This window comes from Cupriavidus taiwanensis, from assembly GCF_900250075.1.
GTDB lineage: Bacteria > Pseudomonadota > Gammaproteobacteria > Burkholderiales > Burkholderiaceae > Cupriavidus > Cupriavidus taiwanensis_C.
The window spans coordinates 1,626,552-1,640,073 of record NZ_LT977071.1 but is presented as its reverse complement, the minus strand read 5'-3'; the positions used below and the strand labels follow the sequence as shown (position 1 = coordinate 1,640,073).

Annotated in this window: 13 protein-coding genes; 6 read left to right on the top strand and 7 right to left on the bottom strand. The window is 70.0% G+C overall.

The genetic code is table 11. The features are described from left to right. Nucleotides 1–267: 267 nt before the first annotated feature. Genes CBM2588_RS23735 through CBM2588_RS23715 form a run of 5 tightly spaced genes read right to left on the bottom strand, consistent with a single transcriptional unit; the run spans nucleotide 268 to nucleotide 5,581 of the window. Nucleotides 268–1,443, bottom strand: a complete 1,176-nt coding sequence (locus CBM2588_RS23735) for a c-type cytochrome (protein ID WP_115682773.1) — start codon at nucleotides 1,441–1,443, stop codon at nucleotides 268–270. A 40-nt stretch (nucleotides 1,444–1,483) separates the two neighbouring features. Continuing rightward, nucleotides 1,484–2,362, bottom strand: coding sequence for an ABC transporter ATP-binding protein (locus CBM2588_RS23730; protein ID WP_172583709.1), 879 nt, complete (start codon nucleotides 2,360–2,362; stop codon nucleotides 1,484–1,486). Beyond that, nucleotides 2,356–3,423, bottom strand: a complete 1,068-nt coding sequence (locus CBM2588_RS23725; protein ID WP_115682772.1) for an ABC transporter permease — start codon at nucleotides 3,421–3,423, stop codon at nucleotides 2,356–2,358. Before CBM2588_RS23725 ends, CBM2588_RS23730 begins: the two co-directional genes overlap by 7 nt. A gap of 4 nt (nucleotides 3,424–3,427) precedes the next feature. Continuing rightward, nucleotides 3,428–4,441 (bottom strand): ABC transporter substrate-binding protein, encoded by a 1,014-nt coding sequence (locus CBM2588_RS23720; RefSeq protein ID WP_115682771.1) that lies wholly within the window; start codon nucleotides 4,439–4,441, stop codon nucleotides 3,428–3,430. Between the two features lie 42 nt (nucleotides 4,442–4,483). After that, a complete protein-coding gene (locus CBM2588_RS23715) occupies nucleotides 4,484–5,581 on the bottom strand; it encodes an LLM class flavin-dependent oxidoreductase (RefSeq protein ID WP_115682770.1) in 1,098 nt (365 codons plus the stop codon). Nucleotides 5,582–5,771: 190 nt separating this feature from the next. On the opposite strand from CBM2588_RS23715, the gene CBM2588_RS23710 reads away from it, so the two are divergent. The 3 genes from CBM2588_RS23710 to CBM2588_RS23700 all read left to right on the top strand — a co-directional run bounded on the left by CBM2588_RS23710 (nucleotide 5,772) and on the right by CBM2588_RS23700 (nucleotide 9,317). Next, nucleotides 5,772–6,983 (top strand): acyl-CoA dehydrogenase family protein, encoded by a 1,212-nt coding sequence (locus CBM2588_RS23710; protein WP_115682769.1) that lies wholly within the window; start codon nucleotides 5,772–5,774, stop codon nucleotides 6,981–6,983. 106 nt (nucleotides 6,984–7,089) lie between these two features. Beyond that, the gene (locus CBM2588_RS23705; protein ID WP_115682768.1) at nucleotides 7,090–7,707 is read left to right on the top strand and encodes a cysteine dioxygenase; all 618 of its coding nucleotides are present in this window, start codon (nucleotides 7,090–7,092) and stop codon (nucleotides 7,705–7,707) included. Next, on the top strand, nucleotides 7,704–9,317 hold the full coding sequence (locus tag CBM2588_RS23700) for a rhodanese-related sulfurtransferase (protein WP_115682767.1): 1,614 nt from the start codon (nucleotides 7,704–7,706) through the stop codon (nucleotides 9,315–9,317). The genes CBM2588_RS23705 and CBM2588_RS23700 overlap by 4 nt, the downstream gene beginning before the upstream one ends. A 68-nt stretch (nucleotides 9,318–9,385) precedes the next feature. Here CBM2588_RS23700 and CBM2588_RS23695 read toward each other — a convergent pair whose 3' ends face one another. Continuing rightward, complete coding sequence (locus CBM2588_RS23695) at nucleotides 9,386–9,745, bottom strand: type II toxin-antitoxin system PemK/MazF family toxin (RefSeq protein WP_115682766.1); 360 nt, start codon at nucleotides 9,743–9,745, stop codon at nucleotides 9,386–9,388. After that, entirely contained in the window at nucleotides 9,738–9,968 is a 231-nt protein-coding gene (locus tag CBM2588_RS23690; protein ID WP_115682765.1) for an antitoxin of toxin-antitoxin stability system, read from the bottom strand. Before CBM2588_RS23690 ends, CBM2588_RS23695 begins: the two co-directional genes overlap by 8 nt. 308 nt (nucleotides 9,969–10,276) lie before the next feature. Here CBM2588_RS23690 and CBM2588_RS23685 point away from each other — a divergent pair, with 308 nt between their 5' ends. The 3 genes from CBM2588_RS23685 to CBM2588_RS23675 all read left to right on the top strand — a co-directional run bounded on the left by CBM2588_RS23685 (nucleotide 10,277) and on the right by CBM2588_RS23675 (nucleotide 13,516). Beyond that, nucleotides 10,277–10,687, top strand: a complete 411-nt coding sequence (locus CBM2588_RS23685; protein WP_115682764.1) for a cobalt-zinc-cadmium resistance protein — start codon at nucleotides 10,277–10,279, stop codon at nucleotides 10,685–10,687. A 217-nt stretch (nucleotides 10,688–10,904) separates the two neighbouring features. Further along, on the top strand, nucleotides 10,905–12,353 hold the full coding sequence (locus CBM2588_RS23680) for a TolC family protein (protein WP_115682763.1): 1,449 nt from the start codon (nucleotides 10,905–10,907) through the stop codon (nucleotides 12,351–12,353). Nucleotides 12,354–12,355: 2 nt separating this feature from the next. Then, on the top strand, nucleotides 12,356–13,516 hold the full coding sequence (locus CBM2588_RS23675) for an efflux RND transporter periplasmic adaptor subunit (RefSeq protein WP_115682762.1): 1,161 nt from the start codon (nucleotides 12,356–12,358) through the stop codon (nucleotides 13,514–13,516). Nucleotides 13,517–13,522: the final 6 nt, after the last annotated feature.

Sequence of the window (13,522 nt, the reverse complement as noted above, 5' to 3'; positions counted from 1 at the left end):
TGTTATAAAGTGGAACATGGCGTTCCGGAAAATTGCTTGTTGGGGGAAATGTAGGCGGAAGATTTCCGTTGGTCAATAGAAAGTTTTGATTTACGGAATGAAATTGAAGAAAAAATGAGACGAATCGCCGAATTGAGTGTCTCTTGAAGCATTTTTTGGGCTGGGGTGCGGCAGTCGGCGCAACCAGGCCCAGCGGTGGCTGTAGAAAAAAGCGGGAAGGTCAATCAGATGGACCGCACGCGAACGGTGCGGCCTGGTGACGGCGGCTCAGTGAATGAAGCCGCCCTTGACGAAGCGCACCGGCTCGGCGTCCATGCGCAGCAACAGCGTTGTCAGGCCGTCGGCGCCGGCGGTGGGGGCGCGTGGTGCGGCGGCCGCCGGGCCGGAGACGCAGACCAGGTCGGCATCGGACCAGGCCCGGCCGGGGATGCCGCGGGCACGCAGCCAGCCGGCGCGGTCGGCCAGCAATTGCGTGCCGGCCAGGTTCGTGGGCGCCAGGCCGGAGATCGCCGCGACGGCCTGCCAGGCCTGCGCCGAGGCAGCGATGCAGCCCGCGCGGAAGCGTGGCACTTGCGCTGGCGGGCGGCCGTCGGGGGTGAGCAGCACGGTCAGGAAGCGGGGATCCTCGAACGGCAGCGCGGTGGTGCCGTCAACCGCCACCAGCCGCACGCGCTGCCCGCCGCGCCATGCGGACAGGGCGACCGGCGCGGCGCCGGGGCAACGGACCGCCATCTCCGGCAGTTGCAGCGGCACGGGCCAGTTGCCCGCGCTGCCGCTGCCGGCCGAGAGCGCCTTCATGTAGTCGATCACGGCCCAGGCCTCGCCGTCGCCAAGCCGGTCACGGAAGGCGGGCATGGTGGGCTGCCCGTGCCGGTCGCGCATGCCGGCCAGCACGTGCCAGAACAGCTCGCCGTCGGCGCGCCGTGCCAGCAGCGGACCGGCCAGCGTGGGCGGCCACACCGCCAGGCTGGCGGCGAGCGGTCCTTCGCCGCGCCCGTCGGTGCCGTGGCAGGCGGCGCAATGCTGTGCATAGACGCGCGCGCCGAGGGCGATGGTGTCGACGGAAAACCGTGCCGGGCTGGCGTGGAAGCTGGTGGGCGCGGCTGGCACCAGCAGCAGCGATGCGCTGGGCCACGGAGCCGCTGCCAGCGCCAGCGCGCCGGCCGCCACCAGCACGCCGCGGCGGCGGCGCCAGGTCAGCGCCAGCGCCATGGCCAGCACGGCGACGGCCACGGCGCACAGGGTCAGGCCGACCTGGCGGGCAAGGCCGAGGTCGATCAGCAGGGTCTCGCCGGCGATGCGCCGCGCCCATGGCCATGCGGGCTGGCCGTGGCTGTCGCCGGTCAGGCCCAGCGCATGCCAGAGCCAGAGCAGGCCGCGCTGCAGCGCCTCGATCAGCACCAGCAGCGCATTCAGCCATGCCTGCGGCGGCGGGCCGCTCATTGGCCGGCCCGCGCGCGGAAGGTCGGCGCCATGCGTTGCATTACCAGCTGGCGTCGAGCCCCAGGTGGCGCAGCGCCTCATGGCGCAACGCGGTCAGGCGCGGATCGCCGCGATGTCGGGGATAGGGAAGGTCGACGCGGATCTCGGCCGCGATGCGCGCGGGGCGCTGGCTGAACACGATGACGCGCTGCGCCAGGAACAGCGCCTCTTCCACGTCGTGCGTGACCAGCAGCGCCGAGAAGCGCGAGCGCTGCCACAGCTCGACCAGGTCGCCCTGCATTGCCAGCCGCGTCAGTGAATCGAGCTTGCCCAGCGGCTCGTCCAGCACCAGCAGCCGCGGATCGTTGACCAGCGCGCGCGCCAGTGCCACGCGCTGCGCCATGCCGCCGGACAGCTGGTGCGGGAAGGCGCGCGCGAACGATTCCAGCCCGACCCGGCGCAGTGCGTCGTCCACGCGATGGCGCTGCTGCGCGAGGATGCCCTGCGCCTGCAGCCCGAGCGCGACGTTGTCCCAGACACGCCGCCACGGGTACAGCGTGGGATCCTGGAACACCACGATGCGCGACGGGTCCGGCTCGGTAATCGGCACGCCGTCCTGCAGGATGTCTCCCGACGCTGGCTGCTCCAGGCCCGCGACCAGCCGCAGCAGCGTGGACTTGCCGCAGCCGCTGGGGCCGAGCAGGGCGACGAATTCGCCCGGCGCAACGCTGAGGCTGACATCGTCAAGGACCTGCAGCCGCTCGTTGCCATGGCCGAACCAGTGGCTGACCTGCCGGATATCGATACGGGCCCCGGCCAGTCCTTTCGGATCATCGCCGGCGGCAGCGCCAGCATCTTTCTGCGGCGCCAGGGATGGGGTAGCCTTCTGCGCATGCACGCGGGATCCGGCCGCCTTCAACCGCTCCACCACGCTCACCATTTCACCGTCCCCTTCTGCCACGACAACACCCGGTCGCGCGCGGCGAACAGCAGCGTGATCACGCCCGAGAACAGCAGCGCCATCACGATCAGCGCCGCATACATGTTCACGTACGAGGCCCAGCCCTGGGCCCAGGTCAGGTACCAGCCCAGGCCGGACTTCACGCCCATCATTTCCGCGGTGACCAGGACCGAGAACGAAGCGCCGAGCCCCATGAACAGGCCGACGAACACCTGCGGCAGCGCCGCCGGGATCGCCACGCGCAGCACCAGGAACCAGCCCGAGGCGCCCAGCGTGCGCGCGACGTCGTAATAGCTCTTGTTGACGCCGGCCACGCCCGACCACGTCAGCACCGCGACCGGGAACGCCGTGGCCAGCGCAATCAGGAACACCGCTGCGGAATAGCTCGACGGGAAGAAGTAGAAGGTCAGCGGCAGCAGCGCGGTCGAGGGCAGCGGCCCCAGCACGCGCAGCACCGGATGCACCCAGTAGCCGATGCGGCGCGACCAGCCGATCGACACGCCCACCAGGAAGCCCGCGAGTCCGCCGTACGCGACGCCCAGCCCCAGCAGTTTCAGCGTGTTCAGCGCACTCTCGCCCAGCCGCGGCCAGTCGTCCGCGTACACCTCGATCAGCGCTTGCGGCGGCGCGAAGAAGGGCGTGGGCAGGATCGCGGTCTTGGCGGTCAGGATTTCCCAGGCCGACAGCGCGACGGGCAGCGCCACCAGCCACGGCCCGGCGGTGCGCAACGACGCCAGTGGGCGTTGCGCGGTCCGGGCCCGCTGGCCGGCCAGCGCCACCACGGCCAGCAAGACCGCGCCGGCCAGCGCGGCGATGCCCAGTTCCGCGGTATAGGCCCAGTCGCTGAAGCCCACGGCCTGGTTGGGCCATTGCCATGTCAGCGCACCAAACGCGGCCCAGGCCAGCGCAGCGAGGATGCCGGTGGCCCAGATCGGGCCGGCGTGGCTGGATGCGGCTGCGGCTGCGGTCGCGTGCGATGCGGGCGCCGCAGAGGGCTGGCGCCCGAGGCCTGGCTCGAGCGCGCTTGGGCTTGTGGTCATGGCATTACCCCAGCACGTTGGCGTAGACATGCTGCGCCAGGCGTTTGGCATCGGTGGACTTCTTCAGCACGCCGATGCGGCGGAAATCGTCGGCATAGAAGGCGATCTCGTCGCGCAGGTCGACGCCGGTCGGGTGGTGGGTATAGGTCAGCGTGGCGTAGAGCTTGCGCAGGTCGTCCGGATTGATCTTGGGCGAGTACTTGGCGAACACCTTCGCGGCCTCGTTGGGATTCTCGTTGACATAGTCGGTGGCCTGCACGATGGCGCGCGCCAGCGAGGTCGCCGCGGGGCGATCGTTGCGCACCAGTTCGCCGCGCGCGCCGACCACGCAGCAGACCTTGCGCGCGTATTCGCCGGTGAGGTTGGTGGCCAGTTCCACGTAGGCGCCGTTGGTGCGCTTTTCCAGCAGGTAGAGATTGGGGTCGCCGTCGGCGATGGCCTGGATCTCGCCCTTGTCGACCGCCACGCCCAGCAGGTCGGCGGGGTACTGGCGCCAGGTGACGTCCTTGTCGGGGTCGATGCCGTGCTTGGCCAGCAGGATGGTGAAGAAGTGCTTGCCCGGCGCCGCCAGGTCGCTGACGCCGACGGTCTTGCCCTTCAGTTGCTGCAGCGTGGTGACCCCCGCGGCCTTCGCCCCCACCAGCCGCACGCAGCCCCCGTGCGAGCTGCCGATGATCTTGACGTCGAAGCCGGCTTCGAGCGGCTTGAGCCAGCGGTGGATCATGCCGACCGCGGCGTCGGCCTTGCCGGTGGCGATCGATTCCAGCAACTGGTCGGTCGAGCCGCTGTAGTTGATCAGGTCGACCTGCAGGCCGTTCTTCTCGAAGAAGCCTTTCTCCTGCGCCACCACGACCGGCGTCAGGCAAAAGGAATTCTGGTTCCAGGCAAAGGTCAGCTTGCGCGGCGCCGACCAGGCTTGCCGGCCAAGGATCAGCGCGGGCGCGGCCACGGCCGCGGCGCCGGCAAGCCGCAGCACGCGGCGTCGGCGCGGGTCGGCATGGTTAAGGTTCTGGCTCATGTGGGATTCCCGTCTTCGTGGTGTGGTGGGGTGGGGATGCGCTCAGGCGGCCTGGCGCTGTGTCCCTTGCGCGGCGTCGTGCTGCGCCACCAAGGCACGCACGCGCGGGATCAGTTCGCGGCCGTAGTCGACGGCGTCTTCGAGCGGATCGAAGCCGCGGATCAGGAAGGTGGTGACGCCCAGTTCGTAGTAGGCCAGCAGCGCCTGCGCGACCTGCTCGGGCGTGCCGACCAGCGCGGTGGAGTTGGAGCGCCCGCCGGTCTCGCGCGCGATCGCGGTCCACAGGCGCTGGTCGACGCGGTCGCCTTGCTCGGCCGCCGCCAGCAGGCGGCGCGCCCCCTCGCTCTGCTGCGGGCCGCCGCGGCTGTAGCCGGCCTGCACGCGCAGTGCGCGGGTGCGTTCCAGGATGCGGTCGGCGCGGGCCCAGGCCTTGTCCTCGGTATCGGCCAGGATCGGGCGGAACGATACCGAGAAGCGCACCGTGCGGCCGTGGCGCGCGGCTTCGGCGCGCACACGTGCGGTCAGCTCGCGCACCTGGTCGAGCGATTCGCCCCACAGCGCGTAGACGTCGGCATGCTTGCCCGCGACCGCCAGCGCGGCGACCGAGGCGCCGCCGAAATAGATCGGCACATGCGGCTGCTGCGCGGGCTTGACCTCGGAGAAGCCCTGGGTAAAGCGGTAGAACTGGCCTTCATGGTCGAACGGCCTGGCCTCGGTCCAGATGCGGCGCAGGATGTGCAGGTACTCGTCGGTGCGCGCATAGCGCTGGTCATGGTCGAGGAAGTCGCCGTCGCGCTGCTGCTCGCTGTCCGAGCCGCCGGAGATGACATGCACGCCCAGGCGGCCGCCGCTGAACTGGTCGAGCGTGGCGATCTGGCGGGCGGCCAGCGTCGGCGCGGTAAAGCCGGGGCGATGCGCCAGCATGAAATGGATGCGCTCGGTCACGCTGGCGGCGTAGGCGATGGTCAGCGTCGCCGATGGTCCGGTGGAGTGGTGCGGCACCAGGATGCGGTCGAATCCGGCCTGTTCATGGGCCTGGGCAAACGCGCGCACGTAGTCGCGATCGATCACCGGACCTGACGGGGGATGGATCTCGGATTGCTTCTGGCTCTGGATCATGCCGATGAAATCGACGCTCATATGCGTTCTCCTGGAAGTCGGTGTCGGGCGGGATTGGGCTGAGGCAGAAAGTACGACAGCGGCGCGGCTTCGCTAACGAATAAAAACGACGCTCCATATTCAATAAGCATCGTTTTCGCCGGGCCACGGCGGCGCTACGCTAGGCGGCATTCGATGCGCACTGCGCTGATCTTTTCCGGAGTCCTGTTCCATGTCTTCGACGTCTGCCCTGCGCCGGCTGCCAGGCAGCGATGCGCGCCTTGGCGAGTCGCTGGCGGCGCTGTCGACGCGCTTTGCCGGCGACGCCGGCGCGCACGATGCCGCGGCCAGCTTCCCGCACGACAACTTCGTGCTGCTGCACGACCATGGCCTGATCGCGCAGGTGGTGCCGCGCGCGCACGGTGGCGGCGGCGCGGGCCTGGCGCAGGCGCGCCGCATCGTGGCCGCGCTGGCCGGCGGCGACGCCGCGACCGCGCTGGTGCTGACCATGACCTACCTGCAGCATCGCGCCATTGCGCGCGCCGATTCGCACTGGCCGGCGGCGCTGCGCGAGCAGGTCTTCGCCAGCGCGGTGCAGGAGGGCGCCTTGATCAACTCGCTGCGCGTGGAACCGCAACTGGGCTCGCCCGCGCGCGGCGGCCTGCCGGCCACCGTGGCGACGCGCGTGGCCGACGGCTGGCGCATCAGCGGCCGCAAGCTGTACAGCACCGGCATCCCGGCCTTGCGCTGGCTCGCGGTGTGGGCGCGCACCGACGAGCCGCAGCCGCGCGTGGGCGTGTTCCTGGTGCCGGGGCCCGCGGCTGGTATCGCCGGCGTGCGCATCGTCGAGAACTGGAACCACCTTGGCCTGCGCGCCTCGGGCAGCCACGAGACCGTACTCGACAACGTCTGGATCCCGCCGGACCACGCCGTCGATATCCGTGCGCCATCGGCGTGGGCGCCGGCCGGCGCCAGCCAGGCGGACGCTGACGCCAACGCCGACCAGCAGGCCTGGATGGTGGTGCTGCTGGGCAGCCTCTATGACGCGGTGGCGCGCGCCGCATCCGCCTGGCTCAACGACTTCGTGCGCGAGCGCGCGCCCGGCAGCCTGGGCGCGCCGCTGGCCACGCTGCCGCGCGTGCAGGAGGCCGTCGGCGAGATCGCCGCGCTGCTGCGCGTCAACCAGGTGTTGCTCGACGACGCCGCGGCGCGCACCGACGCGGGCGAGCCGCCGGCCATTGCCGACAGCGGCCTGCTGAAGTTCACCGTGACCGGCAATGCCATCCGCGCGGCGGAGCTGGCGCTGCAGCTGTCGGGCAACCACGGGCTGAGCCGCAACCACCCGCTCGAGCGCCACTATCGCGACGTGCTGTGCAGCCGCATCCATACGCCGCAGAACGATTCGATCCTGCTCGCCGCCGGGCGCGCGCAACTTGGCGTGTAAGCGCCACCGCGCCCGCCGTGCTATGTTTGCGGGGCCAGCGCCCCGCAGAGGGCGCATGGCCGGCCCCGGCGGCCGGCAACCACCACGAGACACCCGGAGCATTCCCATGGGCAGTTCCCCCGATCCCAACGCGCTGGCACCGCTGCGCGATTTCATCACCGGCCTGGCCGCGCTGCTCGACCAGCATCCCGACGAGCCCCGCATCCTGGGTGAAGGCGGGGCCTTGCTGGCAAAGCTGGTCGCGCGCGATGACTGGCTGCCCGAAGCGTGGGCCCGGCCGCACCCCGAGTACTACCAGCAGCACCTGCTGCATTGCGATTCCGCCGAGCGTTTTTCCATCGTCAGCTTTGTCTGGGGACCGGGCCAGCGCACGCCGATCCACGACCACACCGTGTGGGGCCTGATCGGCATGCTGCGCGGCGCGGAAGATGCGCAGGCGTTCGCGCTCGATGCCGCCGGGCGCCCGGTCGCCAGCGGCGCGAGCGTGCGCCTGCTGCCCGGGCAGGTCGAAGCCGTGTCGCCGGCCGTGGGCGATATCCATCGCGTCAACAACGCCTACGACGACCGCGTCTCGGTCAGCATCCATGTCTACGGCGCCAATATCGGCGCGGTGCGCCGCTCGGTCTACGCCGAGGACGGCACCCGCAAGCCCTTTGTCTCGGGCTATTCCAACCAGACCCTGCCCAACCCGTGGGACCGCTCCCGCGAACTTGCCCAGTCATGACCAACGTTTCCGCTACGCCGGCCTTTCCGACGGTTTCTCCCGAAGCCGTGCGCAACGCCTTGCGCAACCGCGACGAAATCGCACTGATCGACGTGCGCGAGGAAGATCCCTTCGCGCAGGAGCACCCGCTGTGGGCTGCCAACTTCCCGCTGTCAAGGCTGGAGCTGGACGCGTGGGCGCGCATCCCGCGCCGCGATACCCTGGTCGTGGTCTACGGCGACCATGCCGGCGCTGACCTGGCGCCACGCGCGGCGGCGGTGCTGCAAGGCCTGGGCTATACCCGCGTGCATCTGCTGGAGGGCGGGCTGCGCGCGTGGATCGAGGGCGGCGGCGAGGTGTTCCGCGACGTCAACGTGCCGAGCAAGTCGTTCGGCGAAGTGGTCGAAGCCGCCCGCCATACGCCGTCGCTGGCGGCCGAGGAAGTGCAGGCATTGATCGACAGCCGCGCCGATGTGGTGATCGTCGATGCGCGCCGCTTCGACGAGTACCAGACCATGAGCATCCCCACCGCCACCAGCGTGCCGGGTGCCGAGCTGGTGCTGCGCGTGCGCGAGCTCGCGCCCGATCCGCGCACGCGCGTGATCGTGAACTGCGCGGGCCGCACGCGCAGCATCATCGGCACGCAATCACTGGTGAACGCGGGGATCCCGAACCCGGTGGCGGCGCTGCGCAACGGCACCATCGGCTGGACCCTGGCCGGCCAGCAGCTGGAGCATGGCGCCAGCCGCCGCGCCCCGTCCACGGTCGGCGACGCCAACCGCGACAGCGCCCGCCGCGGCGCGCGCGAAATCGCCGACCGGGCCGGCGTGCGGCGCATCGCGCTGGCGCAGCTGGACACGCTGCAGGCGCCCGGGCGCACGTTGTACCGCTTCGATGTTCGTACGCCGGAGGAATTCGCCGACGGCCACCTGCCGGGTTTCGTCAACGCGCCGGGCGGGCAGCTGGTGCAGGAAACCGACCACAGCGCGCCGGTGCGCGGCGCGCGCATCGTGCTGGCGGACGATGACGACGTGCGCGCCGGCATGACGGGATCCTGGCTGGCGCAGATGGGCTGGGAGGTCTGGGTGGTGGAACCGGTGGCCGCGTCGGCGCGCAGCGAAACCGGGGCGGTCGCCGCGCCGGTGCCAACGCCGGCGCCCGTCGCCAGCATCGGCACGGCACAGCTGGCCGCATGGCTGGATGCCGGTGACGACGGCACTGCGGTGCTGGATTTCACCACCAGCGCCAACTACGTCAGGCGCCATATCCCTGGGGCGTACTTTGTCATTCGCGCCCAGCTGGCCGACGCGCTGGCCCGCATCCCGCGGCCGCAGCGCTACGTGCTGACCTGCGGCAGCAGCCTGCTGGCGCGCTTTGCCGCCGCCGACCTGCGCCGCCTGACCGATGCCGAGGTCTTCGTGCTGGAAGGCGGCACCCAGGCGTGGGTTGCTGCGGGGCTGCCGCTGGAGAGCGGCGAGACGCGCCTGGCCTCGGACCGCACCGACCGCTATCGCCGCCCCTATGAAGGCACCGACAACCCGCGCGAGGCCATGCAGGGCTACCTGGACTGGGAGTTCGGCCTGATCGCGCAGCTGGAGCGCGACGGCACGCATGGGTTCAGGGTGGTGTAGGGCGGCTGCATGATATGCAGTGACGCTGCATATCATGCAGCGACGCAGCCGTCCTGCGTCGCTGCGGCCTACAGCCGCAGCAGCAGGCGCATGGCCTCTTCCACCTTGCGCAGGTGGTTGGGGGCCAATGTCGCCACCGGATGGCTGCCCAGGAAACGGCGATTGGATATCGCGCGGACCTGGTCGATCAGAAGATCCGTTTCATAAGCCAGCCCCGGCAACTTCCCCAGCGCCACCCGCAGGGGAAAGCAATCCTCGGGCTCGATCTGCGATGTCCCGGGCACGACGATGGTGGTCGGATGCCCCGCGTCATTGAGCAGGTCGGTCTGCAGCACCAGCGCTGGCCGGTTGCGCTTGGCCGGCTCTTCCCGGTGGGTCTGGGGGTTGAGATCGACCTCCCAGACCTGTCCCCGCCTCAGCTCAAGCAAGGCCGTCTCCGGCGGTGCCGTCCATCTCTTCGTTGGCGGCCAGGTGCTTCGCCCCTAACTTGCGCGACAGCATCGCGATACGGTTGCCCATCTCGCGCTCGTTTTTCTCGCGGACGGCGTCGCGGATGTAGTCCGACGTCTTCTGGCCTGCCGCCGTCGCCAGCGCGCGGGTTTGCTCGGCCAGTTCTTCGCCTGCGCGGAATGACAGGGTCGTGCCTTGCATGAGTGGCTCCGACAATGGGTAATACGCAATTATAGCGCTCATTTGTCACTCGTTTCTGTATTACAAAGTTGCAGACGATGGACTCTTTGCCGCTGGTCAAAGGGTCCATGAAACCTACGGAGCCGGGCAATAGCGGGGTAGGAGACAAGTCTGAAAGGCCTGCAAGGCGCGCGATCTCTCTACAGCAAGGGAACGAACGTAACGATTCCCTGTCAATCGTAATCGTTCAGTTACAATGCTGTCCTGCAGCATCCCGGTGGCCGTGACACACCCTGGTCCCCGGCGATGCCGTCAATGCCCCCGACCCAATGCGACTGTTGTTCCTGCTGCTGACTGCCATGTGCCTGTCGCTGCTCTCCTTTGGAGCAGCGGCGGACGCGCGCGCGGCGTTGCCAGGGCCGCAGCAGGCGGGGGTGGACCTGATCGACATGGCGGCGGCCCAGCCCGTCGACGATCTGGGCCGCATCGTGGTGCCCGGCGACGACGGGCTGCACGACGACGATATCTGCGATGACCCGCCCCCTGGGTACTGCAATATCTGGTCGGCCGACCTGCTCGATCCGCTCGACCTGCTCGACGAGATCGAGGAATCCAGCGCGCTCTTTGCATTACCCCCGGTGAAGCTGCTGCTGCCCACCGGCGACGTGGCCCAGCGCCCGCCAGGCCGCGCCGATCCGCCGCCTTCGGCCTTTTTCCGGCCGCCCATATTCCTGGCCTGACCGCTTTCCTGCGCCCGCATCGCGCGTGCTGCCGCATGCAGCCGCCCGGCCGCGGGCCGCGCCCCTTTGCCTGATATCGCCAGCCTGCCTGCCGCCTGACCGCGCGGGCATGCCGCCGCCGTTGTGCGTCCTGCCGTGACCGCGTCCTCCTGATAGCGTCACCCGAGGCGGGCGGCAGCGTGGCGAAAGGCAGACGTACTGCTTGCATTCCCGACTCATGACAACAACCAAGCTGACCCTGATCGCGTCGCTTTCGCTGATGGCGCTTGCCGCGGCCCCGGCCCAGGCCGGAGCCCAAGGCGAGACCTCCGCGAAGGCGACAGACCTGGCCGGTGCCGCGCCCGCGGCCCGCGCACCGCTGTCCAAGCCGGCTGCCGCGCCGCTGCCGGGCGCCGCCATCCTGGCGGCCGCCGCCGTACCGAAGACCGCTCCTGCCGGCGCCGCTGCCGCCGGACCCGCCTACTCGCTGCCCCAGTTGCTCGACCTGGCCCAGTCCACCAACAAGGGCGTGGCCGCCGCCGAAGCCAATGTCGATGCGGCCAGCGCCGCCATCAGCAGCGCCCGCGCCTATCCGAATCCGCAGGTCGAGGTGATGTATGGCCGCCTGTCGGGCAAGCAGCCCGGCGTGGCCAGTGGCAATGCGCCCAGCTATGCGGTGGTGCAGAAGTTCGATTACCCGCACCAGCGCAGCCTGCGCGAGGCCATGGCGACCCGCGGGCTGGAGTCGTCGCAGGCGGTGCGGCAGGGCTTCCGGGCCGACCTGGCCGCGCGCGTGAAGACTGCTTACTACGACGTGCTGCGCCGCGAGAGCGAACTGCACGCGGCCGAGGAAGACCTGGCGATGATGCGCCAGATCCATTCGCGCGCACGCCTGCGCGTGGAGGTGGGCGAGGCCCCGCGCTACGAGCTGATCAAGGCCGAGACCGAACTGCTGGCGTCGCAGAAGAGCCAGCAGACCGCCGAGCTGCGCGTCAACCAGGCCAAGGCCGCGCTGCGCCAGCAGGTGGGTGGCGCCATGCCGGGCCAGTATTCGCTGGCGGGCACGCTGGGCCAGTCGCCCGACGTGCCGCCGCTGCAGGCGCTGCGCGACACCATGATCGCCGGCAACGCCGAACTGGTCCAGCGCCGCACGGAGCTGGAGCGCGCGCAGCTGGGCGTGGACTACCAGAAGTCGCTGCGCTGGCCGGAAGTGGCACTGCGTGCCAGCACCGACCGCCAGCCTGACAACAATGTCTCGCAGATCGGCCTGATCCTGACCATCCCGCTGTGGGACCGCCGCCGCGGCCCGGTGGGCGAAGCCACGGCGCAGGCCACGCAGGCGCGCAGCGCGCTGGAGATGCGCGAGTTCGAGCTGACGCAGGAACTGGAAGCGGCCTACCGCCAGTACGAGATCAACCAGGCCCAGGTGACGGCGCTGGAGTCCGGCATCGTGCGCGAGGCCGAGTCGGCGCTGGGCGTGGCCGAGGCCGCCTACCGCTTCGGCGAGCGCGGCATCCTGGACTACCTCGATGCCCAGCGCGTGCTGCGTGGCGCGCGCAATGAGCTGATCGCCGCGCAGTACGACCTGCAGCTGGCCGCGATCCAGATCGAAAAGCTTATGTCGACCGCCCCGGGCGCCACCGCCGCGCCGGGCCTGCAGCCGACGTTCAACATCGAACAGAAATAACCATGCGTCCCAATTTCCTGCTTTCGCTGACGGCCGCCGCCGTCCTGACGTTCAGCCTGGCGGCCTGTTCCGACAAACCTGAGCCGGTCGCCGAGGCGCCCAAGCTGCCGCCCGGCGTGATCCAGCCCGAGGGCAACCTGCAGAAGGGCCTGAAGGTGGCCCCGGTGGCCACCTCCCCGTTCAGCGAGATGCTGCGCGTGGCCGGCCGCATCGATTTCGACGAGCAGCGCGTGTCGCGCATCGGCGCCAGCGTGACCGGCCGCGTCACCGACCTGTATGCCACGCTGGGCCAGGAAGTGAAGGCCGGCCAGGTGCTGGCGCGCCTGCACAGCAGCGAGCTGGGCGCGGCGCAGATGGCGTTCCTGAAGAGCGAGGCCCAGACCGAGCTGCAAGGCCGCAACGCCGAGCGCGCGCGCCAGCTGTTCGCCGCCGACGTGATCGGCCGCGGCGAACTGCAGCGCCGCGAGAGCGAACTCGCGATCGCCTCGGCCGAGATGCGCGCCTATCGCGACCAGCTGCGCGTGCTGGGCATGTCGGCGAGCTCGATCGCGCAGCTGGCCAAGAGCGGCAGCATCAACTCGCACTCGCCGGTGTATTCGAGCATCAGCGGCACCGTGGTCGAGCGCAACGTGGCGCAGGGCCAGGTGGTGCAGCCCGCCGACGCGCTCTATACCGTGGCGGACCTGTCGCGGGTCTGGGTGGTGGCCGAGGTGCCCGAGCAGCAGGCCGCGCAGGTGGCCGAAGGCCAGAGCGTCGAGATCGAGGTGCCGTCGCTGGCCAACGGCGCCGGGCGCCAGACCATTACCGGCAAGCTGATCTACGTGGGCCGCACGGTCAATCCGCAATCGCGCACGGTGCTGGTCCGCACCGAGCTGGAGAACCGCGAGGGCCGGCTCAAGCCCGCCATGCTGGCGAGCATGCTGATTGCCGGCAAGCCGGTCGACCAGCTGGTGGTGCCGGCGGCGGCGGTGGTGCGCGACGGCAATGACGAGCTGGTCTATGTCGAGATGCCGGGCAACAAGTACCGCCTGACCCGCGTCAAGCTGGGCGCCGAAAGCGACGGCATGCGCGTGGTCCAGAACGGCGTGAAGGCCGGCGACCGCATCGTGGTCGAGGGTGCCTTCCACCTGGACAACGAGCGCAAGCGCCTCGAACAAGGGTAATCGGCC

Excerpts from the sequence above, each read along its gene's own strand:
- CBM2588_RS23735 (WP_115682773.1), bottom strand. The coding sequence starts at position 1,443 with ATGAGCGGCCCGCCGCCGCAGGCATGGCTGAATGCGCTGCTGGTGCTG.
- CBM2588_RS23730 (WP_172583709.1), bottom strand. The coding sequence starts at position 2,362 with ATGGTGAGCGTGGTGGAGCGGTTGAAGGCGGCCGGATCCCGCGTGCAT.
- CBM2588_RS23710 (WP_115682769.1), top strand. The coding sequence starts at position 5,772 with ATGTCTTCGACGTCTGCCCTGCGCCGGCTGCCAGGCAGCGATGCGCGC.
- CBM2588_RS23715 (WP_115682770.1), bottom strand. The coding sequence starts at position 5,581 with ATGAGCGTCGATTTCATCGGCATGATCCAGAGCCAGAAGCAATCCGAG.
- CBM2588_RS23690 (WP_115682765.1), bottom strand. The coding sequence starts at position 9,968 with ATGCAAGGCACGACCCTGTCATTCCGCGCAGGCGAAGAACTGGCCGAG.
- CBM2588_RS23675 (WP_115682762.1), top strand. The coding sequence starts at position 12,356 with ATGCGTCCCAATTTCCTGCTTTCGCTGACGGCCGCCGCCGTCCTGACG.
- CBM2588_RS23720 (WP_115682771.1), bottom strand. The coding sequence starts at position 4,441 with ATGAGCCAGAACCTTAACCATGCCGACCCGCGCCGACGCCGCGTGCTG.
- CBM2588_RS23680 (WP_115682763.1), top strand. The coding sequence starts at position 10,905 with ATGACAACAACCAAGCTGACCCTGATCGCGTCGCTTTCGCTGATGGCG.
- CBM2588_RS23705 (WP_115682768.1), top strand. The coding sequence starts at position 7,090 with ATGGGCAGTTCCCCCGATCCCAACGCGCTGGCACCGCTGCGCGATTTC.
- CBM2588_RS23685 (WP_115682764.1), top strand. The coding sequence starts at position 10,277 with ATGCGACTGTTGTTCCTGCTGCTGACTGCCATGTGCCTGTCGCTGCTC.
- CBM2588_RS23700 (WP_115682767.1), top strand. The coding sequence starts at position 7,704 with ATGACCAACGTTTCCGCTACGCCGGCCTTTCCGACGGTTTCTCCCGAA.
- CBM2588_RS23725 (WP_115682772.1), bottom strand. The coding sequence starts at position 3,423 with ATGACCACAAGCCCAAGCGCGCTCGAGCCAGGCCTCGGGCGCCAGCCC.